Below are 26,363 nucleotides of genomic sequence, written 5' to 3' on the forward strand. Positions count from 1 at the left end.
GCCATGGGAGCTGTCGGTACGTTCATCGCAGGTCGGTTGCCCGGCCGACGTCCGTCCGACAGAGAGAAGTGACATGCCTCCGCATATTTTTGCTGTGGTTGGCACCGGAATAGGCGCGACCGCCCTTGCAGCCGCCGGCATCATCTACGCCCCGACCGCCGGATCCACCCCGGCCTCCCAGTCTGTCCACCGAGTGGCCCGACCTGCGCACCAAGCGGCCCTGCCTGTGCACCGAGCCGCTCCAGTCGCGGCTCCCTCGGGCGACAGAAGCGCGAGCGGCGAGAGGAACGAGGGCCACGACGAGGGCGGACGCGACTACGGTCACGAGGAAGGCGGGAGGATCTACTTCAACGAACGTACGTACTCCGCGTCCGCCGACGGCTGCATCACTGCGGACAGCTCCAGCAGCTTCAACATTTTCAATGACAGCCGGCAGACCGTCGCGGTCTTCCGGGGCTTCAACTGTGCCGGTTCTCCGGTCGCCATCGTGGGTCCCCACGACGAGACCTCCGGCACTGTGCCCCGTACCGACCTCGCTGGCACGTTCGGTACCGACCTCGTTGGCATGTTCGGTGACGATGGGGTCGTGGCCAGCTTCCGGGTGATCAACGACCACGACGAGTGGTGACAGTGGCGCCCGGCGCAGAGAAAGACCCTGGCCCACCTGACATCCACAGCTGACTGGTGTCGCGGGTTCGAATCCCGCCAGGGCACAGGCCGAAGGGCCAGCGCAGGAGGTTCGCCTCCCGGGCTGGCCCTTCGTCGCGTCCGGGGCCGTGCCAGGCAGGTCACAGAGCTGTGGGCGGAAGTGCACGGCAGGAAGGCCGCGTCCGCGAAGAGCAATATCTGTGTCCGTGAAATGAGAAATAAGTGCGGGGTATGGCGAGTATTCCTCGACCGCCCGGCGGAGTGGAATTATCGACCGCGCCAAACTGATCGCATCATGCTACTGTCGTCATCAGTTGCAGGTGAGGTTGCCAGAAGGTTTTTCCGACGGCTGATCATCACGGCGACACGGAATGCGCGCAGGGCGTATTCCTGCTACCGCCTCCGAAGGAGAAACAACATGGCTACTGGCACTGTGAAGTGGTTCAACGCGGAAAAGGGCTTCGGCTTCATCGAGCAGGACGGCGGCGGCGCCGACGTCTTCGCCCACTACTCGAACATCGCCACCCAGGGCTTCCGCGAGCTGCTGGAAGGCCAGAAGGTGTCGTTCGACATCGCGCAGGGCCAGAAGGGCCCGACGGCCGAGAACATCGTTCCCGCCTGACGCACCGGCACAGCCGCATACTTCGCAGCTGGGGCCCGCACCTTGGGGTGCGGGCCCCAGCTCGCTTCACTCCCAGGGTGATTCGCCCCTGTCATTTACCGGCCCGTTCACGCGATTCTCTGCGCCGCTCATACTGCTGCGGAAATTCCTTGATACGTGCCCGCATCAAGGAAGGTTCCGCATGAACCGCACACGTACCACTCGCGCACGCAGCAATCGCGTATACGACCGCTTCGGAGGAAGCGCCGCCGCTGGCCGCTCCGGCGTTCCGCGCCGGAGCGCCGGTAACGGAAAACAGCAGTCCGCGGCCGGCGAGTTCGCGCCGCCGAAGACGGTCACACCCGCGTTGCCCGCTGTCGAGGAATTCGCCGATCTCGCCATGCCGACGCCGTTGCTGACCGCGCTCGGCCACGAAGGTGTGACCGTGCCGTTCCCGATCCAGGCGGCCACCCTGCCGAACTCCCTGGCCGGCCGCGACGTGCTCGGCCGCGGCCGCACCGGATCGGGCAAGACCCTCGCCTTCGGCCTCGCGGCACTGGCCCGAACCGCGGGCCGGCGCGCCGAGCCGCGCCGCCCGCTGGCGCTGATCCTCGTCCCCACCCGTGAGCTGGCCCAGCAGGTCACCGACGCGCTCGCTCCCTACGCCCGCTCCGTGTGCCTGCGGCTCGCTACCGTCGTCGGCGGAATGTCCACCGGCAGGCAGGCCGGTGCGCTGCGCGCCGGTGCGGAGGTGGTCGTAGCGACGCCCGGTCGGCTCAAGGACCTCATCGACCGGGGCGACTGCCGGCTCGACGACGTCGGCATCACGGTGCTCGACGAGGCCGACCAGATGACCGACATGGGCTTCATGCCCCAGGTCACCGCCCTGCTGGACCAGGTGCGGCCCGAGGGCCAGCGGATGCTGTTCTCGGCCACCCTGGACCGCAACGTCGACCTGCTGGTCCGCCGCTACCTGACCGACCCGGTGGTGCACTCCGTCGACCCGTCGGCCGGTGCCGTCACCACGATGGAGCACCACGTACTCCACGTGCACGACGCGGACAAGCACCGCACGACCACCGAGATCGCGGCCCGGGACGGCCGGGTCATCATGTTCCTGGACACCAAGCACGCCGTGGACCGGCTGACCGAGCACCTGTTGAACAGCGGTGTCCGCGCCGCGGCCCTGCACGGCGGCCGGTCCCAGCCGCAGCGCACCCGGACCCTGGCGCAGTTCAAGAGCGGTCACGTCACCGTCCTGGTGGCCACCAACGTCGCGGCCCGCGGCATCCACGTCGACAACCTCGACCTGGTCGTGAACGTGGATCCGCCCGGCGACCACAAGGACTACCTGCACCGTGGCGGCCGTACGGCCCGCGCCGGGGAGTCCGGCAGCGTCGTCACCCTGGTGACCCCCGGCCAGCGCCGCGGCATGACCCGTTTGATGGCGTCGGCCGGCATCACCGCGCGCGTCACCGCGGTCCGCTCGGGCGAGGCGGAACTGAGCCGGATCACAGGCGCCCGGGCGCCCTCCGGGGTCCCCGTGGTCATCACCGCGCCCGTCGTGGAACGCACCCGCCGCGTCTCCGCACCGTCCCGGGACCCCCGGGGCCGCACCGTCCGGGGCCGATCCGTCGGCGCGGGGGCGCGTCGGCAGGGACAGCGGCTGCCCGGGAAGAACTCGGCTGCCTAGGCCGGCGCGGGCCACGGCCACCCTCGGCCTTTCCGAGAGCCGCCGTGGTCTCCCGGGGCCGCAAGGGCCGCCAAGCAGACCATCCCTTACCGAAGGAGACACCCTTGAGGCCATCGCGGACGCAGCACCGTGAGCCGGACCCCGCTCCCGTGACCGGGGCCGAGGACATCGAAGGGCACGGCCCTCGGGTGTGTGACGACATGACCGTCGAGGTGGCTCTGGCCGTCATGGCGGGTGCCCGGGTGGAGTACCTGACCGTGTGCGACGGGGACGACGAGAGCACAGGCCTGGTGACCCGGGTCGCACTGGCCGTCGTCCGCAAGAGTTCCGCGTACACGGACCGGATCCGTCTGCGCGACGTCCGCGACGGACCACTGGCCCCGCACGCCGGCGGCGAGTACGGCCGGGTACCGGCCGCACCCGCTCTCTCGTACTGAATCCGTCTGCATCCGTCTCGCCCCGGGCGGCCTGTTCTCCTTCTCCCCCGCGACTTCTCCCCTGTGAGGCATCATGCGCTGTGTCATCGCCCGGTACCCGTTCGACCTGACCAGGACAGGGGTGCTGGCCGCCATGAAGGGCGTCAGGCCCGGGCTCGTCACGGGTGCGTCCGTGACCATCGGCCGCCGCCGCTATCCGGTCAAGCAGGTGGGCCAGGTCATCACAGGACAGGACCCCCGTGACTTCACCGCCGGTGAAGTCGTGCGGGCTATGACGCGTCTCGGCTTCACCTGCCACGACTGCCCCGTGGGCGCGCCCGTGGGCGAGGGTGGACCCACTGTCCTGCGGACCGCGTCCGCACTGCTCGGCGGCACCGGCCCCGTGGCCGTGTGAGGACGCGCGGGAGACCGCCCTCAGGATCCCGGTGGGGGCCCTGCCGACGCGCGTCGGCAGGGCCCCCACCGTTGTGCCGCCGTCCGCTCGGCACCCGCCTGCCGGGCGACGGGCCGGAGACCGCCTCTCACTGGTCGAAGTGGACGAGATCTCCTACGGTCCATGCGGTGACGTCCTTGATCGCGACTCGGTACATTCCGCCCGTCTCCGGGATCCCGAGGCTGCCCTGCAGGATCCGGGCGAGATGGAAGTGCAGATGCGTGGGCGCCTCGCCGCGACCGGGCCGGTTCCCTCGTGGAGTGCGGACGAAGACGTCCGAGAACGGGCCGAGACGGTCCGAGTCCTTCAGCACCTCCGCCACCCGCTCCCTCCATACGGCCTCGGGAGCCAGCCGGCCGGTGATGACGGCGCCACCGACGACCACGGTCAGCGACATCTGATTGCTTCGCTCGGACTCCACCGCGGCGGAGATGGCGACGAGCAGCTCATCAGGGTTCGACATGACAGCAGAGCTTACGCGGTCCAGCCGTGCCCGAACCGCCCGGGGAACTGGAGGGGTTGCGCGCGGCAGGAGGTGGTCCCGCCAACTGGCGGGGGGGCCGGTCGCAGCAAGCTTCCTCCTTCTTCAGAAGAGCGAAATCTCATCCAGCTGAAGTAGCTTTCCGCTGCTGACATGGGTACGCTTCTTCTCGTAGACACGGTCGAACGAGACCCCGTCAGACACGAACTGGCGGGTGGCTGACGCGAAGTACGCAGGTCAGCGCGTCTCTCGATCGAGAGACGCGCTCGGCGGCTCGCACGTCGAGGAGCCGCCGAGGAGCAGTACAGCTTTGCTCAGTGGTCGGAGCGAGAGGAACGGAGGAGCAGACGCCATCAGGATCGCCCGGCCCGAGAAGCACTCGGCCCGGGTCCGCAAGACCCCGGAATGGATGGTGGTCCCCGGTCAAGCAGCTGCGATCCCCCCGCACCCCCTCTGCCGGGCCGGGTAGCGGAAACAGAAGGTCGGCACAGCAGTAGGGCCGACAGATGGTGTTCAATTTCCTTCGGGGCCCTGGTGCCGTTCGGCACCAGGGCCCCTCGACGCGTTGCACAGCGAGGTGACATGACATCGGACAATCCCCTGAATGATCGTCTGGACGACGACGACTACCCCGCGTACACGATGGGCCGGGCGGCCGAGATGCTCGGCGCCACCCCGGCCTTCCTGCGGGCCATCGGGGAGGCCCGTCTGATCACGCCGCTCCGCTCGGAGGGAGGACATCGCCGGTACTCCCGCTACCAACTGCGGATCGCCGCGCGCGCCCGCGAGCTCGTCGACAAGGGGACTCCGATCGAGGCCGCGTGCCGCATCGTCATCCTCGAGGACCAGCTCGAGGAAGCGCAGCGCATCAACGCCGAGTACCGCCGTGCCGCCGGCGAATCGGCGGGCAGTTCCGGATCCGGCTGAACCCGTGGGCTCGGGCCGTAGCCGGAACGCCCCTTGCGGCCGAAGGAGAGCGTGCCCCGGAAAGCGGCCGGTCCGATGCCGCCGTTTCGTCGTCCAGATCACTCCCTGAGGCGTCCGGCACCAGTCCATGCGGCCGCGTGGCCGTGCAGCCCGCGGCTCGCAGCAAGGTCGCGGCCGCCTGCGCAACCGTCTGAGTCACCGGCTCCACGCGCAGCCGGGACAAGGTCCACTTCAGTGCGGCGTCGTTGATCTTCGGGCCGACCGTCATAGTGACCCACGCCACCTCGAGGTCGTCGGCCCGGAGGCCGCCGGCCGGCCGGCCCGTTTCGACGCCATGGCAGGTGTGGCCGCGGGCGAGAATCTGTCACGGCGAAATCACATTCGCGGGCCCGGCGGCGTTAGGGTTGCCCCACGAGGCAGACGAGCGCCGGCCCTGCGCGGCGCGGGTGCAAGACCCGCCCGGACTCCCGCCGCGCCCCTAAAACGAAGGTGCCATGCCCGCCGAGAGATCACCCGCCGCCGGCAACCTCGACGACGACTATCCCGCCTACACGATGGGCCGGGGCGCCGACGTGCTCGGGACCACCGCCGCCTTCCTGCGGGCCGTCGGCGAGGCCGGGCTCATCACCCCCCGGCGTTCGGGAGGCGGCCACCGCCGGTACTCCCGCCGCCAGTTGCGCGTGGCCGCGCGGGCCCGCGAGCTGGTCGACCAGGGCACTCCGGTGGGGGCCGCGTGCCGCATCGTCTCCCTGGAGGACCAGCTCGGCCACGCCCTGCGGCTGAACCGGGAAGCGCGCCGGAAGCTGGACGGGCACGGCGCGGATATCTAGTTCCGCCGGTACAGAATTATGGGCTGCGAGGGGACGAGAATTGCCGGACGCTCCGGAAATGGCGCGGTTGCCGTGACCGGTACCTGTGTTAGCGTGCTAGCGGTTGCAGTTTTGGTTGCCGGAGATTTTTCTTTGCACTGCTTTCCGGATCCTTCCGGAGGGGTGATCATCGCGGCGACTCGGTTCCGTAAAGTGCGGATTCGAACACTGCCCCTCTAGGGAGACTGAATATGGCATCTGGCACCGTGAAGTGGTTCAACGCGGAAAAGGGCTTCGGCTTCATCGAGCAGGACGGCGGCGGCGCCGACGTGTTCGCCCACTACTCGAACATCGCCACCAGCGGCTTCCGCGAGCTTCAGGAAGGCCAGAAGGTGACCTTCGACGTCACGCAGGGCCAGAAGGGCCCGCAGGCGGAGAACATCGTTCCCGCCTGACGCGTACGCGAATCGCCGCGAGCCGGTGGCTCGCGCGGCACGTGGCCGGGGCCCGCACCCTTGAGGTGCGGGCCCCGGCTCGTTTCCGTGTCCTTTTCCGCGTCACCGGTCCAGGGCGTCGGCCATGGTCGACTGCCGGTACGTCACCTGGATCGAGTCGTCCACGTACACGACGAAGGCAGGCCCTTCCGGACGAGCGGGAACCTCGGCCGCCCCGCGTACAGCCATCCCCTCGGCTCGTCCGAGTGGGGGCCTGCCCAGCCGGGGTGACGGCGGGCCCGGGCGAGGTGCCGGACGGCCCTTCCGGGGTATGCGCGCTTCTTCACCGCCGGGACCAATCCGCCGCCTCCCCAGGACCGGATTACGTCCGGAGATGTCGCAACCGCGGAGGCCCTTGGTGAGAGAAGCCGTGTACATCGGCGCGAACCGCTCGTCGGAACCCGATCTGCAGGAGCTGGTGGGCCGCGTCGCCCTGGGCGACGAGGACGCGTTCGCCTCCGTCTACGACGCCGTGGCCGGCCCCGTCCTCGGGGTCGTGCAGGCCGTGCTGCGCGATCCGGCCCAGTCGGAGGAAGTGGCGCAGGAGGTGCTGGTGGAGGTGTGGCGGACCGCGCCCCGCTACCGGCCCGAGATCGGGACGGCCCGCAACTGGGTCCTCACGCTCGCGCACCGCCGGGCGGTGGACCGGGTGCGCTCGGTGGAGGCCGCGGCGGTCCGGGACCACAAGGCCGCCCTGCTGGCGCGGACGCCCGAGTTCGACGAGGTGACCGAGCAGGTCGAGGCCCGGCTCGAGCGGGAGCAGGTGCGCCGGTGCCTGCGCACGCTGACCGAGATCCAGCGGCAGGCCGTCACGCTCGCCTACTACCGGGGGCTGACCTACCGTCAGGTCGCGGAGGCGCTCGCCCTTCCTCTCGGCACGGCCAAGACCCGGCTGCGGGACGGTCTCATCCGGCTGCGCGACTGCCTGGGGGTGACCGCGTGACCTCGACCGCCGACCCGCACCGGATGACCGGTGCCTACGCCCTGCACGCCCTTTCCGACGAGGAGAGCTCCGCGTTCGAGCGTCACCTGGCGGGCTGCGAGTCGTGTGCGCAGGAGACGGCCGAGCTGTCCGCCACAGCAGTCCGGCTTGGCCTCGCCGCCACCGTGACGCCGTCGCCGGCCCTGCGTGGGCAGGTCCTGCGCCGGATCTCCTCGGTCCGGCAGGTGTCGCCCGGCACGGCCGGCGTCCGTGCGGGCCGGGCCGGAAAGCGGGCGCGGCCGCTGCCCCGGTGGGCCCTGGCCGCATGTCTCGCGGCGGCCGCCGGCCTCGGCGGTACGACGGTGTGGCAGCACCAGCGGGCCGAGGACGCCGTGCGCCAGGCGCGTGTCGCCCGGCAGGGCAGCGCCGGGATCGCCGCCGTGCTGGCGGCACCCGACGCGCGGGCCCGGGCCGCCGCCCTGGGTGACGGCGCAACCGGCAGCGTCGTCGTGTCCAGGGAACGGAACAGGGCGGTGTTCGTCGTCTCCGGGATGGCCCGGCCCGCGGGAGGCAAGGTCTACCAGCTCTGGTTCGACGACGACGGGACGATGCGGTCGGCCGGCCTCATGGATCCCGGCCGCACCGACCAGGCCGTGCTGCTGCGCGGCGGTGTGGACGGCGCCTCCGGCATGGGGGTCACCGTGGAGCCGGCGGGCGGCTCCACCAAGCCGACCTCCGCGCCGGTCGCGCTGCTGGGCCTCCCTGCCTGAACGCCGGTCCTGGGCGGTGCGCGGGCGGGCGCTCGGGAAGCGGTGTGCCGGGGCGCTGCGCGGGCGGGCGCTCGGGAAGCGGTGTGCCGGGTTCTCTTGATCAACTACCGACGCGAGTCATCAACCTCTTGGCCGAGTACACCTATGCCCGGGCGGTGAACCGCCGGCGCACCGCGATCAGGGCGATCCAGCCGGCCAGCGTCACCGCGCCGCCCACCGCGGGCCACCGGCCGCCGGCCGGGATGCCGAAGGCCGCCAGGGCGGCGCCGGACATGGCGACGGCCGCCGCCGCGGACTCGGCGCGGAGCCGGCGGGCCGGGCGGGCGCCCGCCGAGGGTCCGATGAGCCGGCGGCCCAGGAGCGCCTGCGTGGCGTTGAGCACGGCCAGCAGGGCCGCCAGGGCGCCGAGGGATACGAACAGCATGGACACGCCATGAAGCTACACCGGCCTCACGGCCCGTCCGGCCCGCGCCCCGCCGGGCCGGTCAGCCACCGGACGGAGAAGGCCCGGAGGGGGTGTCGCGGGTGTCGGCGGACGTCGCCGACCTGCGGCGGTCCCGGCGGATCAGCACTGCGGTGAAGAAGGCCACGAGCAGCGCCGCGGTGGCCGGCGGTATCAGGAAAGACGTGATCATCGGGCCTCCCGGGTGCGACGTTCGCGGCCTTCTTCCCGGCCCAGCGGCGCGGCCGGCACGGGCGGCACGTCCGACGGCGTCCGTCTCCGACCCGGTGCCGGACACCTGCCGGTGTCCGGCACCGGAGCCGTCCGTGGTGCTCCCCGCACCCCATGCTGCCCTGTCCGCACCGTCCGGCGCATTGCCGGTTCCCGGCAAAGTTCACTAGGGTCTGCATGCCGGTGAGCCACTGAGGGACCGTCACCGGCGCGTCGAGACGCGGGGGGACGGCGTGGCGGAGCGGGAGATCCCTGAGCGGTACCTGGAGGGCTACGCGCCGATCCTTGCCGAGGTGTCGGCCACCGGGCGGCGCCTCACCCGCCCCGAGCTGGAGTCCCGGCGCGCTCTGGGGGAACAGGCCGCCGAGGCCGGGTACGGCCTGCGCGCCCTGGTCGGCGCCCACCTCGCCGCCGCCCGGACCGCCTGGCCGCGCTCGCCCGGCTCCGCCGACAGCGCCCTGGCCGCCGTGCAGCAGGTGGTGGACGCCTTCGCCGAGGGGTACGAACGCGCCCAGCGGCTCGCCGTGCGCCAGGAGGAGGCGGCGCGGCGGGAGTTCATCGACGACCTGCTCTTCGGCCGCAGCGATCTGGGCAGGCTCGCCGAGCGTGCGGAACGCTTCGGCCTGCGGCTGTCCCACGCCCACGCCGTGGCCGTCGCCCAGGGCCCCGTCGGCTATGAGGAGGGCGACGCGGTGCCCCGGCAGGTGGAGCGTGCGCTGTCGGCCCGCTTCGGCCACCGTGACGTCCTGGTGACCACCAAGGACGGCCGGCTGCTGTGCATCGCCCCCGGTCACGAGGACGAGGTCCTGCCCTGTTTCGCCGAGCAGGCGCACGCCGCGACCGGCGGCGGGCGGGTCGCCGTCGGCCGCCCGCAGCCCGGCCCCGGCGGGGTGGTCCAGTCGTACGAAGAGGCCTTGAAAGCGCTGGAGATGGCCGAGCGCCTCGGTCTGGACGCCCCGGTGCTGTACGCGGCCGACCTGCTCGTCTATCCGGTCCTCGCCCGTGACCGCCAGGCCCTGGCCGACCTGGTGCTCGGCGCTCTCGGCCCGCTGACGGCCGCCCGCGGCGGTGCCCGGCCGCTGCTGGACACCCTCACCGCGTACTTCGACTCCGGCTGTGTAGCCGCCGAGGCGGCCCGTCGGCTGTCGCTGAGCGTACGGGCCACGACCTACCGCCTCGACCGCATCCGCCGGCTCACCGGCGCCGATCTCGCGGACCCGGCCCACCGCTACATGCTGCAGACCGCCACGATCGGCGCCCGGCTGCTGGACTGGCCCGCGACGGAGCTGTGACGAGCGGCGGCCGGCGGCTGGTCCGGGTGCCCGGACCGCAAGTGGCGCCCGGACCGCGGGGCGCCCGTCCCGTGGTGTGGTCAGACGGCCGCCTCGACCGCCGGGTCCCGCCGGGCCGGCTGCGGCACGACGCGGCGCCGCCGGCCCGGGATGCCGAGGGTCGGGTTGGCGACGGACCAGGCCGCGCCCTTGCAGACAAGCTCCTTGTAGACGGCGGCGAACCGGCCGGTCAGGGCCGCCCGGACGGACCGGTCGTCGGCCGTGACGTACTGGATCAGGCCCTCCCGGCGGCCCAGCGAGACGCACTGGTTGAAGTAGCGCAGCGGCACGTCGGGGAGTTCGCCGCCGGTCAGACGGGCCACGATGGCGTCGGCGGCCTGCCAGGCGGAAGGCCCGCCGGAGGCGCACGACATGCGCAGCGGCTTGCCGCCGGGGCCCATCGCCAGGGCGGCGTCGCCGACGGCGTACACGTCCGGGTGGGAGACCGAGCGCATGGTGCCGTCGACCACGATCCGGCCGGTGTCGGTGACCTCCAGGGTGGTGGCCTTCGGGATCGGGTGGACGGCGAAGCCGGTGGTCCACACGGTGACCACCGCCGGGATGGCCCCGCCGTCGGCCGTCAGCACCCGGTCGGCCTCGACGGCGGTGACGGCGGCGTTCTCGTGCGCGGTGATGCCGAGCCTGCCGAAGACCTCGCGCAGGTGGCGGCGGCCCCTGGGGGAGAGCCAGTCGCCAAGGCCGCCGCGGGCGGCGAGGGCGACGTCGAGGTCCGGGCGGGCCTCGGCGATCTCGGTCGCGGCCTCCAGGCCGGTGAGGCCGCCGCCGACCACGACCACGGACTGCCCGGCGCCCAGGCCGGCCAGCCGCTCGCGCAGCCGGAGCGCGCCGGGCCGGCCGGCGATCTCGTGCGCGTGCTCGGCGGCGCCGGGGACGCCCTGGTCGTCCCAGCCGCTGCCGAGGGCGTACACGAGGGTGTCGTAGCCCAGTTCCCCGGCGCCGTCCGCGCTCTCGACGGCCACCGTCCGGCGGTCGGCGTCGACGCCGGTGACCCGTGCGATCCTCAGTTCCACGCCCGTGCCCGCGAAGATCTCGCCGAGGGGCCGGGGCCGCAGGTCCTGGCCGGCCGCGAGCTGGTGCATCCGGATGCGCTCGACGAAGTCGGGCTCGGCGTTGACGAGGGTGATGGCGACCTCTTCGCGGCGCAGCCGCCTGGCGAGGCGTCCGGCGGCGATGGCCCCGGCGTATCCGGCTCCGAGGACGACGATGCGGTGCTGCATGTCCCTGCTCCTGTCTTCAGCGGATTCGCCCCTTGAACCGGGCGGCCCGCCGTTTCCTGACAGATACGCGATGTGAAGCAGGTCACACCGGCCTCAGAAGGGCCTGAGCCGGGGTTCTCCGTGGTCGGTGGCCGCCCAGCGCCTGGTCGCGCGTTCCAGCTTGTCGGGGTTGACCTGGCTGCGGAACGCGGCGATGCCGGCGGCGGTGATCTCCATGCACAGCACGCCGATGACCCGGCCGTCCACGACGACCAGGACGGCCGGGCCGCCGTTGGCCGTCGTGACGTGGATCTCGGGCGAGCCGCCGACCAGCTTGCGCTGGGCCGTGCCGGGCTTGAACAGGCCCCGCATGAACTTCGCGACCGCGAGCGCGCCCTCGAACGCCTTGGCGCGGGCCGGCACCTTCCCGCCGCCGTCGCCGATCGCGAAGGCGTCCTCGGTGAGCAGCCGAACGAGCGGCTCGGTCCGGCCGCTGGTGGCGGCCACGAGGAACTCCTCCACGACCCGCCGGGCGGCCGCCCCGTCGATCTCCGCCCGGGCCCTGCCCTCGGCGAGATGCTTCCTGGCACGGTGCAGGATCTGCTGGCTCGCGGCCTCGGTGAGGTCGAGGATCTCGGCGATCTCCCGGTGCGAGTAGTCGAACGCCTCGCGCAGCACGTACACGGCGCGCTCGTTGGGGGACAGCCGTTCCAGCAGGGTGAGGACGGCGTACGAGAGCGACTCGCGCTGCTCGGCGGTGTCGGCGGGTCCGAGCATCGGGTCCCCGGCGAGCAGCGGCTCGGGGAGCCACTGGCCCACGTACGTCTCGCGGCGCGCGCGGGCCGAGGCGAGCTGGGTGAGGCACAGGTTGGTGAGCACCTTCGTCAGCCAGGCCTCGGGGACCTGGATGCGGCCGACGTCGGCGGCCTGCCAGCGCAGGAACGTCTCCTGCACGGCGTCCTCCGCCTCGCTCGCCGAGCCGAGCAGGCGGTAGGCGATGGCCTCCAGGCGGGGCCTGGACGACTCGAACCGGTCCACGTCGTGCACGGTCAGCGCCATGGACCCGGATCCTAGCCCGTGCCGTCGCGGGGACGCCGCGGTGGTGCGGCTCCGCGGTGCCCGTGATCGAGGGCGGGGGCCGGTCCGGCCCCCGCCCTCCTCAGGCCGCGCGCTTCCCGCGCCCGCCGGTCCGGTCGTGGAGTTCGATGGCCACCGGCGCGGCCACGAAGACCGAGGACCAGGTGCCCACGACGAGGCCGATAAGCAGTGCGAGGGCGAAGTCGGTGAGGGAGTCCCCGCCGAGCACGGCCAGGGCGGTGAGGATGAGGGCGGCTCCCATGCCGGTGTTGACCGTACGGGGCACCGTCTGCAGGATCGCCTCGTTCGTGATCCGGGGCAGCGGGGCGGTGCGATGGCGCCGGCGCAGTTCCCGGATGCGGTCGAAGACGACGACGGAGTCGTTCACCGAATAGCCGATGACGGTGAGCAGGGCGGCGAGGAACACGCCGTCCACCGGCTTGCCGAGCCAGGCGAACACGCCCAGCAGGACCAGCACGTCGTGGGCGAGGGCGCTGACCGCCGCGGTGCCGAGCACCCAGCGGAAGCGGGCCGCCAGGTACAGCAGCTGGGCGCCCAGGGCGAGCGCCAGGGCGATCAGGGCGTTGCGGCGCAGCTCCTCGCCGAGGCTGGGGCCGATCAGTTCGTCGCGGACCCGGTCCGCCCCGCCCGCGACGGCGTCGACGGCGCGGGTGACCTCGGCCGCCTGGGCGTCGGAGAGCGCCCCGGTGCGGACGGTCAGACGGTCGTCCCCGGAGGACTGCACGACCGCCCGGGGGAAGCCCGCGTCGGCGAGCGCGGCGCGGGCCTTGTCCGGGTCGACCGGGGCACCGGTGGTGTACTCGGCCAGCCGTCCGCCGGTGAACTCGACGCCGAGGTCGAGGCCGCGCAGTGCGATGCCTGCCCCGGAGAGCACCAGGAGCACGGCGGACCCGGCCAGCCAGCGGCGGGGGCGCCGCATCAGCTGCGGGTCGCGGCGCAGCAGGCGGTCGCGGACCGGGCCGGTGGTGGCGATGCCGCTGAGGTGGGGGCGGTTGCGCAGCCACGGGCGGGACGCGGCGTGGTCGGCGAGCACCCGGGTGATGAGCAGGGCGCTGACCATGGAGGCGAGGACGCCGATGCCGAGGGTGACGCCGAAGCCGCGTACGGGTCCCGAGGCGAGGAAGAAGAGCAGTGCCGCCGCGATCAGGGTGGTGATGTTGGAGTCGGCGATCGCGCTGAAGGCGTTGCGGAAGCCGGCGGTCAGCGACGAGCGCGGGGTGGGGCGCTCACGGGCGGCGTGTTCCTCGCGGGCGCGCTCGAACACGAGCACGTTGGCGTCCACCGCCATGCCGATCGCCAGGACGAAACCGGCGAGGCCCGGCAGGGTGAGGGTGGCGCCGAGGGCGGCCAGGGCGGCGTAGGAGATGAGGCCGTAGCAGAGCAGGGCGAGGGCCGCGAGCATGCCCATCAGCCGGTAGACGGCGATCACGAACAGCGAGGTCAGGACGGTGCCGATGACGGCCGCCCAGGTGCTGGCCGCGATGGCCTCGGCGCCCAGAGTGGGACCGACGGTGCGCTGCTCCACCGTCTCCACGGCCACCGGCAGGGCGCCGCCCTTGATGAGCAGGGCCAGTTCACGGGCCTCGGTGTCGTCGAAGGAACCGGTGATCTGCGTGGAGCCGGCGGTGATGCCCGTGCCGCACGCGATCGAGGAGGCGACCTCCGGCGACGAGATGATCTTGTCGTCGAGGACGATCGCGATACGGCGACCGGGGTCGCCCACCGGCTTGCAGGCGGCCTCCCCGGTCAGCCGGGCCCATTCGGCGCGGCCGGCGCCGCCGAAGTCGACGGTGATGTGCCATCCGGCGCCGGACTCCTGGTCGAAGCGGGCGGCGGCGTCCTCGACCTGCTGTCCGGTCAGGGCGGCGGCCCGCAGGCGCAGTCGCTCGCCCGACTCGTCGGACAGGACCCGCTCCCCGGCCCGCTCGGTGCCGGCGGTGGCGGTGCCGGCCACCGGGTGGATGGTGAGCTGCGCGGTGCGGCCGAGCACCTCGGCCGCCTGCTTCGGGTCCCGCACACCGGGGAGTTCGACGATGATCCGGTCCTCACCGGAGCGGACGAGGGTGGGTTCGGCGACGCCGAGCGCGTCCACGCGGCCGCGCAGCACCTCCAGGGTGCGGTCGGTGGCCTCGCGGTCGGCGGTGGCGGTCGGGGTGGAACGTGTCTGGAGCACGATCTGGGTGCCGCCGCGCAGATCGAGTCCGAGACGGATCGGCACGGTGAGGGCGATGTACAGCGACACGGCGATCACGGTGAGGGCGAGCAGTGCCCTCACCCGGGCGGAGCGGATCAACACGGGCCTCCGGCGGGCATGCCACGGCTGCGGCCGTGCGGCCGCGGCGGATGGCACGGACGAATGGGTGAACGGGTGGATGGGGGAAGGGCCAGGTCGACGGACGGCGACCCGAGACGTGGGGCCCGGGGCGCGGGCACGCGCGGGTACGAGACGCGGGCCGCTGCGGCCGGCGCCGATGTGAGGCGCGGGCTGCCGCGGCCGCCGCTCGCCGGCCCGAGACGCGGGTCGCGGCGGACGCCGGTGTCAGGCGGGGCCCGTGGCGGGCGCGGCTGTCAGGCGGGTCGCGTCGCGGGCGCCGCCGTCACGCGCGGGCCGTGGCGGGCTCCGCTCTCAGCGCGAGCCGTGGCAGAAACCGCCGTCACCCGCGAGCCGTGGCAGAAACCGCTGTCAGGCGGGGGCCGTGACAGGCTCCCGCTCTCAGCGCGAGCCGTGGCGGGCTCCGCTTTCCGGCGTGGGCCGCGGCCGGCGCGGGCCCTGGCGGGCGGCGGTCTCAGGCGCGGGCCGTGGCGGGCGGCGCCCGCCCGTGATCAGTCGCCGCCTGGTCCGACCAGGAGGAGGTGCCCCCCTCGGGTCCGTCGGCCCGTCCGGCGCCGGGCTGGAGCGGTGCCGTACCGGGCACGGCACCGGTGAGCGGTCCGGCCGGTGCCGGGCGCTCCCCGTGGCCCTCGTGCCGGACAGCCGCCCGGGCGGCGCGAACACCGGCCCACGGCTCGTCGGCGAGCGGAACGGCACCGCTGTCGTCGGCGGGGAGTGAGCCGTGGATGGCTTCACCGCCTCCGCGGGTCTCAAGGGGTGCGGAGAGGGAGGCGGTGGAAACGAGATCGGGGACGGGGGCGCGATGGTCACCGGCCGTCTGCGGGCCGGGAGCGGGCGTAACGCCCTGCGGGCAATCGAGGCGCGCCATCGGCACGGAAGCGGGGACGGGGGCGCGATGGTCACCGGCCGTCTGCGGGCCGGGAGCGGGCGTAACGCCCTGCGGGACATCCGGGCGCGCCATCGGCACGGAAGCGGGGACGGGAGCACGATGGCCACCGGTCGCCTGTGGGCCGGATGCGGGCGTGACGGCGGGGAAGGCGTCGGCTGCGGGAGTGGCCGGTGGTGCGGGGAGGGCCGGGGGCGGGGGGCCGGTGAGCAGGGTCAGGATCGTGAGGGCGAGCAGGGCCGGGATCGTCAGGAGGCGGGCCGGCGCGCGCAGGGGAGTGCGTGGTGCTGGGCGCATGCGCCGGCCCCCTTTCGTGGCGGTCGCGGTGGCAGTGGCCCGGGCCCCGGCCGGGGAGTGGCGGCCGGGGCTCCGGGCGGTCGGTGAGCCGGGGTCAGGGTTCGACCAGGCCGGCGCGGATGGCGTAGCGGGTGAGTTCGAGGCGGTCGTGCAGACCGAGCTTCTGCAGCAGGTTGGCGCGGTGGCGCTGCACGGTCTTGACGCTGATGAAGAGGATCTCGGCGATCTCCTTGGAGGAGTGCCCCTCCGCGACCAGCTTGAGGACCTCCTCCTCGCGCGGGGTGAGGATCTGGTCCGGCGTCTCCTCGCCGTGCCGCACCCGGTCGAGGTAGTTGCGGATGAGGGCGGTGACCGCGCCGGGGTACAGGAAGGGCTCGTCGCGCATCGCGGCCCGGCAGGCGGCGACCAGGTCCCGGTCGGCGACGGACTTCAGCACGTACCCCGAGGCGCCGGCCTTCAGTGCCTGGAAGAAGTACTGCTCGTTGTCGTGCATCGTCAGCATCAGCACGCGCAGCCCCGGTTTCAGCGCGATCAGCTCGCGGGTGGCCTGCAGTCCGGTCAGCCGGGGCATGGCGATGTCCAGCACGGCGAGGTCGACGTCGTGGGTGCGGGCCATCGCGATGGCCTCCGCGCCGTCGCCCGCCTCGGCGACCACCTCCAGGTCGGGCTCCTGGTCGAGGATGAGCCGCACCCCACGCCGGACCAGCGCGTGGTCGTCGGCGAGGAGGATGCGGATCGGGGCGGCTGCGGGCATGGTCACGGCTGCTTCCTGGGAACGGGCGCGGTGAGCCGCACCTGGGTGCCCGCACCGGGCGCGGGGGTGATGTCGAGACGGGCCCCGATGAGCAGCGCCCGCTCACGCATGCCGCGGATGCCGGCGCCCTCGCGGGCGGCCTCGATGCCGCAGCCGTCGTCGGTGACGGCCAGCTCCACCGTGTCCCCGGCGTGGTGCAGGGCCACGACGACGCGGTCGGCGTCCGCGTGCCGGGCGGCGTTGGTCAGGCCCTCCTGCGCGACCCGGTAGAAGACCAGCTCGGTCTCCGGCTCCAGGGCGGGCAGGTCGGCGTCGAACCGGCGCTGCACCTGCAGCCCGGTGTGCGCGGCGAAGTCCTCGGTGAGCGAGGTCAGCGCGCTGACCAGGCCCAGGTCGTCCAGCACCCCGGGCCGCAGCCGGCGCACCAGGCGGCGCACCTCGTCCAGGCTCTCGCGGGTGATCTCCTGCATCTGGTGGAGTTCTCCCCGCAGCGGCTCACCGGCCTGGTCGGCGGCCCGTTTCAGGGAGAGCAGGATCGCGGTCATGCTCTGCCCCACCTCGTCGTGCAGTTCCTGCGCGATACGGCGGCGTTCGGCCTCCTGCGCGAACAGGGCGCGGGCACTGCTGGTGGCGCGTTCCTGCTCCAGCCGCTCCAGCATCGCGTTGAACGCGCGGATCAGCTCGGCGACCTCGCCGCCGCCGTGGGCGGGCAGCCGCTGGCCGGGGCGGAGCAGGTCCACGGTGGTCATCAGCTTCGTCAGCCGGTCGAGCGGGGCCAGACCCCAGCGCAGCAGGCCGGCGTTGGCGACCAGCATCACCGCCAGGCCGCCCAGCAGGATGACGGCCTCGGTCAGCACGACCGGGACGGAGACGGTCACCGGAGCCCACAGCAGCAGTGCCGTAGCCGTACCGAGCACCACGGCGTTGAGTCCGAAGATCCGCCAGAACAGGGTCACCGGGACGTACGCCTCCTTCCGAGATGCGGCCTTCCTCCACTGTCGGGCATCGAGCGCCCCCGGACGGGCCGCCGCCCTGGCCGCCCCCAGCCTGCCCGTCGCCCGCCCGCCGGATCGATGGGGCGCGCGGCCCATTTTCTCCGCCGCCGTCCACCCATCCGCCGCCCGGGCAGGGCTCGTGACGCTCGGTAAATGGGGTCTGCGCCCGATGGGCAGGGACGGCCGGAACGGCGAGGCTCGAGTCAGTGACCCGGACCGGCCCGTCCGGGGCCGGGAACCGCCGGGCACCGGCGACCGACCGAGACCGAGAGAGGGACGCACCATGTCGATCGACACCACTCCCGCCGATGGCCACCTGCGGAGCCTCACCGCCCACGAGGCCCGCCAGCGCCTCGAACACGCGCGCGGCGCCCGGCTGGTGCAGCTGGAGGCGGTGAACGAGAACGGGCAGCCGGCGGACGACCAGCTCATGTCCGCGCAGCGGACCGCCATCGAGCGGGTGCTGAAGGAGATCGACGACGCCTTCGCCCGGGTCGCGGCGGGCACCTACGGAACCTGCGAGAACTGCGCCAAGCCGGTGCCGGTGGAACGGCTGGAGATCCTTCCCTACACCCGCTACTGCGTCGGCTGCCGGCGCGTGGCCCCCTGACCCCGATCCGCTCCCGACTTCTCGCATTCCGCTCTGCCCGAGGGGTGAAGTGGTGACCCACCAGACCATCGGCGACCCGGGGACGCACGGCACCGACCCGCGCGTTCCCGCGAGGCACGCCCCGTACCGACACCTGTCGCCCGAGGATCTCGCCGCGCTGCGCGAGATCCTCCTCGAGCAGCGCCTGTTCCGCCAGGAGCAGCTCGTGCAGATCGCGTCCGCCGTCCCGTCGCGCACCGACGACCTGCTGCGGCGGGGCGCCGCCGGGCAGGTCGAGGTCCACGTCAAGCTCGCCGCCTCCGCCCGCATGGTCCTCACCGACGTGGTCGCGGCGCTCGAGCGCATGGACCAGGGGCGCTACGGCGCCTGCCATCTGTGCCGGCGGCCCATCGACCGCGAGCGGCTGCTGATAGTGCCGCAGGCCCGCTACTGCGCGCGCTGCCAGCAGGTCCGGGAGGCCGGCCGATGACCGTCGTCCCGCGCCTCGGCGTCACCGGGCACCGGCCCTGGCCCCGGTGCCCGAGGTGCTGCGGCATCGCCCTGGACCTGGGCAGCGCCCGCACCCGCGCCTGGATCGCCGGCCGTGGGCTCGTCCTCGACGTGCCCACGGTCACCTTCCCGGGCGCGGGCGCGCTCCACCCCGTCCAGCGGGGCACCATCGTCGACACCCCGGGCTGCGCGAGGATGCTGGAACGCCTGCTCGGCAACCGGCTGCCGCGCCTCACCCGGCCCCTGGTCATCGTCACCGCGCCGGTCCTGGACGGCGTCGCCTACCGGGACGCGGCCCGCACCGCCGTGAGCGTGCTGCGCCCGCGCGGCGTGCTGACCGTACCCAGCGCCCGGGCCGTCGCGCTGGCCGCCGGCGCGGACCAGAGCCGTCCCGTGCTCGTGGTGGACATCGGCGCCCACCTCACCGAGGTGGTGCTGCTGACCGACGGCGCGGTCGTGGACGCCCGGCGCACCGCGCTCGGCACCGGCGACCTCGACACCGTGCCGCCCGCGGACCTCGGCGACGCGGTGACCGGCATGGTGACCACGATGCTGCGGCAGGACCGCACCTCCGCCACCCTCGACGCCCTGCGCCGCGGCCCCCTGCTGGCGGGCGGCGGCGCCCTGCGGCCCGAGATCACCCACCGGCTCACCGGACGGCTGGACGTGCCGCTGCGCGTCGTACCGGCGCCGCACACCGCGGCGGTGCGCGGCGCCGCCCGGCTCCTCGAAGCGGCCCACCGCCACCCCGCCGCGATCGGGGCCGCCGCGCTGCTGCCGCCCGGCCCGCATCCCCGCTAGCCCGCCCTCCCGTGCGCCGTCCCAGCCGCCGTGAGGAGGTCACCTTGGCCGGCCGCGTACCCCCGCCCGCACCCCAGCCTCCCGAGGACCTGCCCCGGTTCGCCATGTGGCGGCTGCGCAGCAATCCCCTGCGCCGCCGCTCCGACCTGCTCCTGGGGTGGCTCGGCATCGGTCTGCTGACGGCCGTGCTCGCGGCCGCCCCCGCCGTCGCCCTGCTGACCGGCGACGCCGCCCGCCGGCACTACGCCCGCACCGCGCAGCACCAGGCGGAGACGCGGCGGCCCACCACCGCGGTCCTGCTCCGGGACGCGCCGCGCCACCCCGAGCCGGGCTCGGCGGAGGCCGGCGCGACGCGCTACCCGGCGCGGGTCCTGATCGACGGCCCCGACGGCCGTGCCCGCACGGTGCGGACCGAGGTCGAGCCCGGGCTGCCCGCGGGCAGCACCGTGCGCGTCTGGGCCGACCGGAACGGGGAGATCACCGGGCCGCCGCTGACCGCGCAGGAGATCCGCTCCCGCAGCATGGGCTGGGCGGTCTGCGCGGTCCTGGCCACGGTCGGCGCCGGCGCGGCCGTCCACGGCGCCGCGGCCCTCGCCGTGCGGCGGCACAACTTCGCCGCGTGGGAAGCGGCCTGGGCCAGGACGGCGCCCCGCTGGACGCTCTCGCCCTGACCGCGCGGCGTGACGGCGGCGGGCGTGGTCACCGGGCCCGCTGCGGCGGGTCCGGTGACCGCCCAACGGGTGATTCCGGGCGGGTGGCGGAAGGCGAGCGGGGCCGCGGCGGGAAGCCCCTTGTGCGTACCGGATCACCGACCGGCAGGGAGCGTCATGCCGAAGTTCCTCATCCAGGCCAGCTACACCGCCGAGGGCACGAAGGGCCTGCTCGGCGAGGGCGGCAGCGGTCGCCGAGCCGCAGTCGACCAGGTCGTCACCGGGCTGGGCGGAAGCGTCGAGGCCATGTACTTCGCCTTCGGGGCGGACGACGTCGTGCTCGTCGTCGACTTCCCCGACCCGGCGGCCATGGCCGCCGTCGCCCTCCACGTCAAGGCCAGCGGCGCCCTGCTCACCCGGGCCACCCCGCTGCTCACCCTGGAGGAGGTCGACGAGGCCGCCCGCCGGCAGGTGGCCTTCCGCGCTCCCGGCGGGTGAGCCGGGCCGGTGCCCCGGGTCCTCAGGCCGCCGGTGTGATCTCCTCCAGCTTCCGGGCGGCGATCAGGTCCGGGACGGTCGAGCTCGTCACGTACTGCCGGCCCAGCCCCGGCTGCCCGAACCACGGCCTGATCGGGCCGGCCTGCACCGGGAAGTCCTCGACGACGCGGTAGAGGTGGTAGTTGAACGGCGGGGCGGCCGGGTCGTACTCGTCCAGGTTGGTCGGCGGGATGGCCCGCTTGGCGTACGGTGTGCCGGCCGGCGCGAGGAAGTTGCCGCGTCCGCTGCCGAAGAGGTCGACGAGCCGCCCCTTGCGGAGCGTCTGCGTCTCCTGCACGGGGCGGCCGTCGCGCAGCACGAACCCGTTGTTGTCCGGGTACCACCAGCCGGACACGTTCTGCTGGCTGGTCTGCCAGTAGCACCCGAGGAACCAGTACGGCGAGGTGCTGTCCTGGGGTCTCCAGCCCTTGAGCATCCGCGCGACGGGGCCCGTGGTGGGCAGGTGGCTGGGGCCCAGCCGCCAGTCGTCGCGGTAGTAGTTCTCCAGTCCGGCGGGCGGCGCCTTGGTCTGGTTCGCCGTGCGGTGGACGACCGGGCAGGCGCGGCCGTCGTGGCGGAGGTGTGCTCCGGCGGCCTGGGCGGGGGCCGGTGCGGCCCAGAGCAGCAGGAGCGCCGAGGCGAGCACGCTCCACAGGAAACGGCGCAGTTCGCGCATCCGGGTCCCTTCTCCTGCGGTGCCGGCGGGGCACCGAGTACGCGGCAGGTTCGTGGACGCGCGAAGGGACGGACACCCAGCGGGCGCCCCTCGCGCGGCAGGTGCATTCAATGCGCGGCGCGAGGCCGGAGCGCCGAACTGCGGCGGGAGGGGCACCGGAACGGCGTAACAGAACACCCCGGGCGGCCGAGGGCGCCGCCGCCCGGCGGCGGACTCCCTCAGCCCTGGCGCGGGTTCGGCCGCAGGAGGGCGAACACCGACTGGTCGGGGGCGCTGAGCCAGGCGATGGTGCCGACGTCCGGGACCTCCACCGCGGGCATGAGCACCGTCGCGCCGTTGTCCCGCGCCGTGGCGACGACGGCCGCCGGGTCGGCCACGGCGAAGTACGGCACCCAGCGCGCGTCCCCCTGGCCGCCCTGCAGCGGGGCCACCCCGCCGAAGGCGCCCTCCTGCTGGTCGCCGTCCGCGATGCTGAGCACCTGGTACGTCATGCCGGGGGCCGTCATCTCCGCCGAGCGCCAGCCGAACACACCGGCGTAGAACCGGATCGCCGACTCCGGGTCGGTGGTGTGCAGTTCGACCCACACCAGCGCGTCGTCCTCGGAGGTGCGCTCCAGCCCCATCGGGGAGTGCAGCACCGCGAACCTGGCGCCCTGGGGGTCGGTGAACTGGGCCATCGACCCCTCGCCCACGCTCATCGGCTCCACGCGCACCGTTCCGCCGCCCTCGGCCACGTCCCGGGCGGTGGCCGGGAGGTCGTCGCTGTGGAAGTACGTCGTCCAGGCCGGGGCGGCGCCCTCTTCGGTGAGGCGGCCGAGGGCGGCGACGGTCCTGCCGTCCTTCAGGAAGAAGCCGTATCCGCCCGCTTCCGGCCCGGCGGAGGCGAACTGCCAGCCGAAGACGGCGCCGTAGAAGGCGGCGGTCGCGTCGGTGTCCGGGCTTCCGAGGTCGAGCCAGACGGGCGATCCGGTGCGGAAGTCGGTACCGAGCATGCGTGGTTCCTCCTGGGCCGGGGCGAAGACGCCCGCCACTATGCCGCAAACAGCCCGAAGAAGAGACAGTATGTGACAGAGAGACATGAAAGTGTTCATAGGAAAATAAGCGGTGATTCATCGCTTTGCTGACATAGTGCGGCCATGAAATCCACGAGGACCGGCAGCCGTGCCCGCACCGCACGCCCGCGCGGCCGCCGCAAGGCCCTCGTGCTCGCCTGCACCGCCCTCCTGGCCGGCGCGCTCTCCTGCCAGGGCGGCCGCCCGGCGCCCGTCCCGGCCCGCCACGCGCCCGGTCCCGGAGCCGGCGCCCTCGGTGCCGCCCCCACGCCCGGCGCCCGGGGCATCGGCGACCCGCTGCTGCCGCTCGACGGCAACGGCGGCTACACGGTGCGCCGTTACGACCTCGCCTTCGACTGGCGGGCGCCGGCCACGCCGTTCGAGGCCGCCGCGACCGTCACCGCCATCGCCACCCAGGCCCTGTCCCGCTTCGACCTTGACTTCGCGGGCAACGCGCTGCACGCGGTCACCGTCGACGGCCGCCCGGCGCGGACGGAGCGCGACGGCGACGAACTCGTCGTCACCCCGGCGCGGCCGCTGCCCAAGGGCACCGTCTTCACCGTGCGGGTCGCCTACACCGCCGACCCCGCCCAGCGCCGCCACCGGCGCGACGCGATCGGCGAGTACGGCTGGGTGCCCACCCCCGACGGCACCGTGCTCTATCCCCAGCCCGACGGCGCCAAGATGATCTTCCCGGCCGACGACCACCCCAGCCTGCGGGCGCCGTTCACCTTCCGCATCACCACCCCGGCGGACCTGTCGGCGGTGGCCAACGGCCGGCTCGTCGAGCGGGCGCGGCAGCCGGACGGACGCGTGCGGTGGACGTACGACTCCGAGGAGCCGATCGCGGCCCAGCTCGTCCAGGTGGCGATCGGGAGGTTCGCGTTCGCCGACGGCACCGGACCGCACGGGCTGCCGGTGCGGGACGTGGTCCCGCAGGGCCTCGTCGACGCCACCCGGGAGCACCGCTCCCGCACCCCGGACCACCTGGCCTGGCTGGAACAGCGGCTCGGCCCCTACCCGTTCCGCCGTTACGGCGTGCTGGTCGCCGACACCGACCTGCCGGTCGCGCTGGAGACCCAGTCGCTGTCCGTCCTGCCGAGGGACAGCCTGCTGGCCGACCGGGTGCACGCCGAGCGCGACCTGGTGCACGAGCTGGCCCACCAGTGGACGGGCGACAGCGTGGCCGTGCGGCGCTGGTCGGACCTGTGGCTGAGCGAGGGTCACGCCCGCTTCTACGAACGCCTGTACTCCGGCTCGCACGGCGGGGTGTCCCTCGACGACGCGATGCGGGACGCGTACGAACAGCACGACCAGTGGCGCCACGACGACGGGGCGCCCGCCGAACCCACCGAAGCGACCCTCTTCCGGAACATCCGCTACGACGGCTCCGCGCTGGTGCTCTACGCGCTGCGGGAGGAGGTCGGCGAGGCCGCCTTCGGGCGGATCGAACGCACATGGGTGACCCGGTACCGGGGGCGGGCCGCCGGCACCGCGGACTTCGTCGCGCTCGCCTCCGAGGTCGCGGGCCGGGACCTGGGACCGTTCCTGACGCCGTGGCTGTACGGGCCGCACACCCCGCCGATGCCCGGCCACCCGGACTGGCGGGTGGCCGGCGTCGAGGACTGAGCGGTCCACGCCGCCGACCGGGTGGCCTGGACGGGGTCACTGGTCCACGCCGGTGACCCTTGGCGCGACGCGGCGGGGAGGGCACGGCAGCGTACTAGGGGTGGCGGGAGCACTCGCTTCCCCCTGGGCAGTACGAGCGCGGTCGGAGGCCCCTGCATATGTGGAGTCGTGTCATGTCCCGTATCCCCGGCGCCGTACGCGAGCGCAACGGGCTGATCTGCGCCACCGCCTCGGCGGCGCTCCTGCTGCCGCTGCTGGCCTGGCCGTCGTCCGACGAGGGCGCGACCGACGACCGGCGCCTGCAGGACGACTTCGCGACCGCCGCGCGGGACTACCACGTACCGGTGAGCGTCCTCATGGGCGTGTCCTACCTGCAGTCGCGCTGGGACTCCCATCCGGGCGTGCCGAGCACCGGCGGCGGCTACGGGCCGATGCACCTGGTGGACGCCGGCGCCGTGGGAGCGGCCGGCCCCTCGCCCCGGCCCGCCGCGCAGCCCGCGCGCGGCCGCCCGGAACAGCGGGCGACGGACCTGCGCCGGGCCGCACGGCTGACCGGCGAGGCGGCGGACCGGCTCCGGCTGGACGCGTCCGCCAACGTGCGCGGCGGCGCGGCCCTGCTGGCGGCGACCCAGAAGGCGCTCGGCAAGCCGCTGAGCGACAACCCGGCGGACTGGTGGGACACGGTGTCCCGCTTCTCCGCCTCCAGCGACAAGGCGGAGGCGGCGACGTACGCGCACGACGTCTTCGACGTGATCCGGCAGGGCGCGCACCGCACCACCGACGTGGGCCAGCGGGTCAGCCTGGCCGCCCGCCCCGAGGTCCGCTGGAACCCGGCCGGCCGGTCGGGGCCGCAGCGGGCGGAGGACCCCGAGTGCCCGCCGGAGCTCTCCTGCTCCTGGCTGAGCGCGTCCTACGCCACGACCGACGACCAGGGCGGCTACGGCAACCACGACCTGGCCGACCGGCCCCGGGACCAGAAGATCGAGTACATCGTCATCCACGACACCGAGGCGTTCCTGCCGATCATGTTCAAGACCGTGCAGGACCCGACGGAGGCGTCCTGGCACTACTCGATCAGCTCCCGTGACGGGCACGTCACCCAGCACATCAAGACCAAGGACGAGGCCTGGCACGCGGGCAACCAGTTCGTCAACGGCCGCTCGATCGGCATCGAGCACGAGGGCTTCCTCACCCAGCCCGACGCCTGGTTCTCCGAGCAGATGTACCGGACCTCGGCCCGTCTGGTGCGCTACCTGGCGAGGAAGTACGGCATCCCGCTGGACCGGCAGCACGTCTTCGGCCACGACAACGTGCCCGCCCCGACCGCCGGCTCCATTCCCGACATGCACGACGACCCCGGCCCGTTCTGGGACTGGCGGCACTACTTCGACCTGCTCGGCGCCCCGCTGAAGGCGACGGCCGGGCCGGACAGCCCCATGGTGACCGTGCTGCCCGGCTACGCCACCCACAAGCCGCGGTTCACCGGGTGCGCGGGCAAGGGCGACCCGTGCGCGCCGCACGGCTCCAGCGCCGTCCGCCTGCACACCCAGCCGTCGGACGACGCGCCGCTCATCCAGGACATGGGCCGGCACCCGGACGGCGCCGACTCCACCGAGGACGTCAACGACCTGGGCTCGCGGGTCTCGGCCGGCCAGGAGTTCGCGGTCGCCGGGCGCAGCGGCGACTGGACGGCGATCTGGTTCCAGGGAAACAAGGCGTGGTTCAAGAACCCGAAGGAGCACCCGACGGCGGTCGGCGCGGCCGGCCGGATGGTGACGCCCAAGGCGGGACTGAGCGAGATCCCGGTGTACGGGCGCGCCCTGCCGGACGGGGACTCCTACCCGGAGGGCGTGGCGGAGCAGCCCCAGTCGCCACTGCCGTACGTCCTGCGCGCCGGCCAGCGGTACGTGACCCGGTCCAGCGTCCTCGGCACCTGGGCCGGCAAGTCCTTCGGCAACCAGCCCAGCCCGGTGGTGAAGGGCCGCGAACGCTACTACGAGATCCAGTTCGGGCACCGTCTCGCCTACGTCCGGGAGCAGGACGTGGACCTGATCAAGGCGCCGTCCGCGAAGACCCCGGGCCCCGGGACGGCGGCCGGCCCCCAGAACTGACGCACCCCTC

The 26,363-nt window shown here is 73.6% G+C and carries 29 protein-coding genes; 18 read left to right on the forward strand and 11 right to left on the reverse strand.

The features are described 5' to 3' along the window. Positions 1-94 precede the first annotated feature (94 nt). The 5 genes from ACFQ9Z_RS12425 to ACFQ9Z_RS12445 all read left to right on the forward strand — a co-directional run bounded on the left by ACFQ9Z_RS12425 (position 95) and on the right by ACFQ9Z_RS12445 (position 3,773). Positions 95-628 (forward strand): hypothetical protein, encoded by a 534-nt coding sequence (locus tag ACFQ9Z_RS12425; RefSeq protein WP_383015066.1) that lies wholly within the window; start codon positions 95-97, stop codon positions 626-628. A 438-nt stretch (positions 629-1,066) separates the two neighbouring features. Then, positions 1,067-1,270, forward strand: a complete 204-nt coding sequence (locus ACFQ9Z_RS12430; RefSeq protein WP_028799214.1) for a cold-shock protein — start codon at positions 1,067-1,069, stop codon at positions 1,268-1,270. 181 nt (positions 1,271-1,451) lie between these two features. Next, positions 1,452-2,942 carry a DEAD/DEAH box helicase gene (locus ACFQ9Z_RS12435; RefSeq protein ID WP_383015069.1) on the forward strand — a complete coding sequence of 497 codons (1,491 nt, stop codon included), beginning with the start codon at positions 1,452-1,454 and terminating at the stop codon, positions 2,940-2,942. Between the two features lie 104 nt (positions 2,943-3,046). Then, the gene (locus tag ACFQ9Z_RS12440) at positions 3,047-3,379 is read left to right on the forward strand and encodes a CBS domain-containing protein (RefSeq protein WP_383015072.1); all 333 of its coding nucleotides are present in this window, start codon (positions 3,047-3,049) and stop codon (positions 3,377-3,379) included. 73 nt (positions 3,380-3,452) lie between these two features. Beyond that, on the forward strand, positions 3,453-3,773 hold the full coding sequence (locus ACFQ9Z_RS12445; RefSeq protein ID WP_383015075.1) for an SCO5918 family protein: 321 nt from the start codon (positions 3,453-3,455) through the stop codon (positions 3,771-3,773). Positions 3,774-3,900: 127 nt separating this feature from the next. Here the strand turns inward: ACFQ9Z_RS12445 and ACFQ9Z_RS12450 are convergent, their stop codons facing one another. Further along, positions 3,901-4,275, reverse strand: coding sequence for a hypothetical protein (locus ACFQ9Z_RS12450; protein ID WP_383015078.1), 375 nt, complete (start codon positions 4,273-4,275; stop codon positions 3,901-3,903). Positions 4,276-4,875: 600 nt separating this feature from the next. Here ACFQ9Z_RS12450 and ACFQ9Z_RS12455 point away from each other — a divergent pair. The 3 genes from ACFQ9Z_RS12455 (at position 4,876) to ACFQ9Z_RS12465 (ending at position 6,484) form a co-directional block, all read left to right on the forward strand. Next, entirely contained in the window at positions 4,876-5,220 is a 345-nt protein-coding gene (locus ACFQ9Z_RS12455) for a MerR family transcriptional regulator (RefSeq protein WP_383015081.1), read from the forward strand. Positions 5,221-5,714: 494 nt separating this feature from the next. Continuing rightward, the gene (locus ACFQ9Z_RS12460; RefSeq protein WP_383015084.1) at positions 5,715-6,050 is read left to right on the forward strand and encodes a MerR family transcriptional regulator; all 336 of its coding nucleotides are present in this window, start codon (positions 5,715-5,717) and stop codon (positions 6,048-6,050) included. A 230-nt stretch (positions 6,051-6,280) separates the two neighbouring features. Further along, a complete protein-coding gene (locus ACFQ9Z_RS12465; RefSeq protein WP_007383480.1) occupies positions 6,281-6,484 on the forward strand; it encodes a cold-shock protein in 204 nt (67 codons plus the stop codon). 102 nt (positions 6,485-6,586) lie between these two features. Here the strand turns inward: ACFQ9Z_RS12465 and ACFQ9Z_RS12470 are convergent, their stop codons facing one another. Then, the gene (locus tag ACFQ9Z_RS12470; RefSeq protein ID WP_383015088.1) at positions 6,587-6,712 is read right to left on the reverse strand and encodes a hypothetical protein; all 126 of its coding nucleotides are present in this window, start codon (positions 6,710-6,712) and stop codon (positions 6,587-6,589) included. Positions 6,713-6,881: 169 nt separating this feature from the next. Between ACFQ9Z_RS12470 and ACFQ9Z_RS12475 the strand changes: the two genes are divergently transcribed. Beyond that, on the forward strand, positions 6,882-7,466 hold the full coding sequence (locus tag ACFQ9Z_RS12475) for a sigma-70 family RNA polymerase sigma factor (protein WP_383015091.1): 585 nt from the start codon (positions 6,882-6,884) through the stop codon (positions 7,464-7,466). A 23-nt stretch (positions 7,467-7,489) separates the two neighbouring features. Beyond that, positions 7,490-8,215 carry an anti-sigma factor domain-containing protein gene (locus tag ACFQ9Z_RS12480; RefSeq protein ID WP_383015817.1) on the forward strand — a complete coding sequence of 242 codons (726 nt, stop codon included), beginning with the start codon at positions 7,490-7,492 and terminating at the stop codon, positions 8,213-8,215. Between the two features lie 142 nt (positions 8,216-8,357). On the opposite strand, the gene ACFQ9Z_RS12485 is transcribed toward ACFQ9Z_RS12480, so the two are convergent. Next, positions 8,358-8,645: a hypothetical protein gene (locus ACFQ9Z_RS12485; RefSeq protein WP_383015094.1), complete on the reverse strand. Its 288-nt coding sequence runs from the start codon at positions 8,643-8,645 to the stop codon at positions 8,358-8,360. A 55-nt stretch (positions 8,646-8,700) separates the two neighbouring features. Next, positions 8,701-8,850 carry a hypothetical protein gene (locus tag ACFQ9Z_RS12490; protein WP_383015097.1) on the reverse strand — a complete coding sequence of 50 codons (150 nt, stop codon included), beginning with the start codon at positions 8,848-8,850 and terminating at the stop codon, positions 8,701-8,703. Positions 8,851-9,121: 271 nt separating this feature from the next. Here ACFQ9Z_RS12490 and ACFQ9Z_RS12495 point away from each other — a divergent pair, with 271 nt between their 5' ends. After that, positions 9,122-10,180 carry a PucR family transcriptional regulator gene (locus ACFQ9Z_RS12495; protein WP_383015100.1) on the forward strand — a complete coding sequence of 353 codons (1,059 nt, stop codon included), beginning with the start codon at positions 9,122-9,124 and terminating at the stop codon, positions 10,178-10,180. 80 nt (positions 10,181-10,260) lie between these two features. Here ACFQ9Z_RS12495 and ACFQ9Z_RS12500 read toward each other — a convergent pair whose 3' ends face one another. The 5 genes from ACFQ9Z_RS12500 to ACFQ9Z_RS12520 all read right to left on the reverse strand — a co-directional run bounded on the left by ACFQ9Z_RS12500 (position 10,261) and on the right by ACFQ9Z_RS12520 (position 17,759). Next, positions 10,261-11,457 carry an NAD(P)/FAD-dependent oxidoreductase gene (locus ACFQ9Z_RS12500; RefSeq protein ID WP_383015103.1) on the reverse strand — a complete coding sequence of 399 codons (1,197 nt, stop codon included), beginning with the start codon at positions 11,455-11,457 and terminating at the stop codon, positions 10,261-10,263. Between the two features lie 93 nt (positions 11,458-11,550). Beyond that, positions 11,551-12,495 (reverse strand): RNA polymerase sigma-70 factor, encoded by a 945-nt coding sequence (locus ACFQ9Z_RS12505; RefSeq protein WP_383015107.1) that lies wholly within the window; start codon positions 12,493-12,495, stop codon positions 11,551-11,553. Positions 12,496-12,595: 100 nt separating this feature from the next. Further along, on the reverse strand, positions 12,596-14,827 hold the full coding sequence (gene secD / locus ACFQ9Z_RS12510) for a protein translocase subunit SecD (RefSeq protein WP_383015820.1): 2,232 nt from the start codon (positions 14,825-14,827) through the stop codon (positions 12,596-12,598). A gap of 1,316 nt (positions 14,828-16,143) precedes the next feature. After that, positions 16,144-16,803 carry a response regulator gene (locus ACFQ9Z_RS12515; RefSeq protein WP_383015823.1) on the reverse strand — a complete coding sequence of 220 codons (660 nt, stop codon included), beginning with the start codon at positions 16,801-16,803 and terminating at the stop codon, positions 16,144-16,146. 2 nt (positions 16,804-16,805) lie between these two features. Beyond that, positions 16,806-17,759, reverse strand: coding sequence for a HAMP domain-containing sensor histidine kinase (locus ACFQ9Z_RS12520; RefSeq protein WP_383015110.1), 954 nt, complete (start codon positions 17,757-17,759; stop codon positions 16,806-16,808). Between the two features lie 322 nt (positions 17,760-18,081). Here ACFQ9Z_RS12520 and ACFQ9Z_RS12525 point away from each other — a divergent pair, with 322 nt between their 5' ends. From ACFQ9Z_RS12525 to ACFQ9Z_RS12545, 5 genes are all read left to right on the forward strand, one after another. After that, positions 18,082-18,408, forward strand: coding sequence for a TraR/DksA family transcriptional regulator (locus ACFQ9Z_RS12525; RefSeq protein ID WP_383015113.1), 327 nt, complete (start codon positions 18,082-18,084; stop codon positions 18,406-18,408). 49 nt (positions 18,409-18,457) lie between these two features. Next, on the forward strand, positions 18,458-18,877 hold the full coding sequence (locus ACFQ9Z_RS12530) for a TraR/DksA family transcriptional regulator (RefSeq protein WP_383015116.1): 420 nt from the start codon (positions 18,458-18,460) through the stop codon (positions 18,875-18,877). After that, the gene (locus ACFQ9Z_RS12535) at positions 18,874-19,698 is read left to right on the forward strand and encodes a rod shape-determining protein (protein WP_383015119.1); all 825 of its coding nucleotides are present in this window, start codon (positions 18,874-18,876) and stop codon (positions 19,696-19,698) included. The genes ACFQ9Z_RS12530 and ACFQ9Z_RS12535 overlap by 4 nt, the downstream gene beginning before the upstream one ends. Positions 19,699-19,742: 44 nt before the next feature. Continuing rightward, positions 19,743-20,369, forward strand: coding sequence for a hypothetical protein (locus ACFQ9Z_RS12540; RefSeq protein ID WP_383015122.1), 627 nt, complete (start codon positions 19,743-19,745; stop codon positions 20,367-20,369). A gap of 156 nt (positions 20,370-20,525) precedes the next feature. After that, positions 20,526-20,846 (forward strand): GYD domain-containing protein, encoded by a 321-nt coding sequence (locus ACFQ9Z_RS12545; RefSeq protein WP_383015125.1) that lies wholly within the window; start codon positions 20,526-20,528, stop codon positions 20,844-20,846. A gap of 22 nt (positions 20,847-20,868) precedes the next feature. Here the strand turns inward: ACFQ9Z_RS12545 and ACFQ9Z_RS12550 are convergent, their stop codons facing one another. Together ACFQ9Z_RS12550 and ACFQ9Z_RS12555 are read right to left on the reverse strand one after the other, a co-directional pair. Continuing rightward, complete coding sequence (locus ACFQ9Z_RS12550; protein WP_383015128.1) at positions 20,869-21,561, reverse strand: TNT domain-containing protein; 693 nt, start codon at positions 21,559-21,561, stop codon at positions 20,869-20,871. 218 nt (positions 21,562-21,779) lie between these two features. Then, complete coding sequence (locus tag ACFQ9Z_RS12555) at positions 21,780-22,553, reverse strand: VOC family protein (RefSeq protein WP_383015131.1); 774 nt, start codon at positions 22,551-22,553, stop codon at positions 21,780-21,782. A gap of 144 nt (positions 22,554-22,697) precedes the next feature. Between ACFQ9Z_RS12555 and ACFQ9Z_RS12560 the strand changes: the two genes are divergently transcribed. Then, entirely contained in the window at positions 22,698-24,242 is a 1,545-nt protein-coding gene (locus ACFQ9Z_RS12560; protein ID WP_383015134.1) for a M1 family metallopeptidase, read from the forward strand. Between the two features lie 173 nt (positions 24,243-24,415). Further along, positions 24,416-26,353, forward strand: a complete 1,938-nt coding sequence (locus tag ACFQ9Z_RS12565) for an N-acetylmuramoyl-L-alanine amidase (RefSeq protein WP_383015138.1) — start codon at positions 24,416-24,418, stop codon at positions 26,351-26,353. Positions 26,354-26,363 lie beyond the last annotated feature (10 nt).

This window comes from Streptomyces sp. NPDC056580 (assembly GCF_042793175.1).
In the GTDB taxonomy this organism is placed as follows: Bacteria; Actinomycetota; Actinomycetes; order Streptomycetales; family Streptomycetaceae; genus Streptomyces.

What these genes read in the sequence shown, in the direction of transcription:
- ACFQ9Z_RS12460 (WP_383015084.1), top strand. Translation starts at nt 5,715, where the DNA reads ATGCCCGCCGAGAGATCACCCGCCGCCGGCAACCTCGACGACGACTAT.
- ACFQ9Z_RS12445 (WP_383015075.1), top strand. Translation starts at nt 3,453, where the DNA reads ATGCGCTGTGTCATCGCCCGGTACCCGTTCGACCTGACCAGGACAGGG.
- ACFQ9Z_RS12545 (WP_383015125.1), top strand. Translation starts at nt 20,526, where the DNA reads ATGCCGAAGTTCCTCATCCAGGCCAGCTACACCGCCGAGGGCACGAAG.
- ACFQ9Z_RS12455 (WP_383015081.1), top strand. Translation starts at nt 4,876, where the DNA reads ATGACATCGGACAATCCCCTGAATGATCGTCTGGACGACGACGACTAC.
- ACFQ9Z_RS12500 (WP_383015103.1), bottom strand. Translation starts at nt 11,457, where the DNA reads ATGCAGCACCGCATCGTCGTCCTCGGAGCCGGATACGCCGGGGCCATC.
- ACFQ9Z_RS12470 (WP_383015088.1), bottom strand. Translation starts at nt 6,712, where the DNA reads ATGGCTGTACGCGGGGCGGCCGAGGTTCCCGCTCGTCCGGAAGGGCCT.
- ACFQ9Z_RS12430 (WP_028799214.1), top strand. Translation starts at nt 1,067, where the DNA reads ATGGCTACTGGCACTGTGAAGTGGTTCAACGCGGAAAAGGGCTTCGGC.
- ACFQ9Z_RS12535 (WP_383015119.1), top strand. Translation starts at nt 18,874, where the DNA reads ATGACCGTCGTCCCGCGCCTCGGCGTCACCGGGCACCGGCCCTGGCCC.
- ACFQ9Z_RS12435 (WP_383015069.1), top strand. Translation starts at nt 1,452, where the DNA reads ATGAACCGCACACGTACCACTCGCGCACGCAGCAATCGCGTATACGAC.
- ACFQ9Z_RS12505 (WP_383015107.1), bottom strand. Translation starts at nt 12,495, where the DNA reads ATGGCGCTGACCGTGCACGACGTGGACCGGTTCGAGTCGTCCAGGCCC.
- ACFQ9Z_RS12515 (WP_383015823.1), bottom strand. Translation starts at nt 16,803, where the DNA reads ATGCCCGCAGCCGCCCCGATCCGCATCCTCCTCGCCGACGACCACGCG.
- ACFQ9Z_RS12525 (WP_383015113.1), top strand. Translation starts at nt 18,082, where the DNA reads ATGTCGATCGACACCACTCCCGCCGATGGCCACCTGCGGAGCCTCACC.
- ACFQ9Z_RS12480 (WP_383015817.1), top strand. Translation starts at nt 7,490, where the DNA reads ATGACCGGTGCCTACGCCCTGCACGCCCTTTCCGACGAGGAGAGCTCC.
- ACFQ9Z_RS12450 (WP_383015078.1), bottom strand. Translation starts at nt 4,275, where the DNA reads ATGTCGAACCCTGATGAGCTGCTCGTCGCCATCTCCGCCGCGGTGGAG.
- ACFQ9Z_RS12550 (WP_383015128.1), bottom strand. Translation starts at nt 21,561, where the DNA reads ATGCGCGAACTGCGCCGTTTCCTGTGGAGCGTGCTCGCCTCGGCGCTC.
- ACFQ9Z_RS12560 (WP_383015134.1), top strand. Translation starts at nt 22,698, where the DNA reads ATGAAATCCACGAGGACCGGCAGCCGTGCCCGCACCGCACGCCCGCGC.
- ACFQ9Z_RS12490 (WP_383015097.1), bottom strand. Translation starts at nt 8,850, where the DNA reads ATGATCACGTCTTTCCTGATACCGCCGGCCACCGCGGCGCTGCTCGTG.
- ACFQ9Z_RS12465 (WP_007383480.1), top strand. Translation starts at nt 6,281, where the DNA reads ATGGCATCTGGCACCGTGAAGTGGTTCAACGCGGAAAAGGGCTTCGGC.
- ACFQ9Z_RS12555 (WP_383015131.1), bottom strand. Translation starts at nt 22,553, where the DNA reads ATGCTCGGTACCGACTTCCGCACCGGATCGCCCGTCTGGCTCGACCTC.
- ACFQ9Z_RS12565 (WP_383015138.1), top strand. Translation starts at nt 24,416, where the DNA reads ATGTCCCGTATCCCCGGCGCCGTACGCGAGCGCAACGGGCTGATCTGC.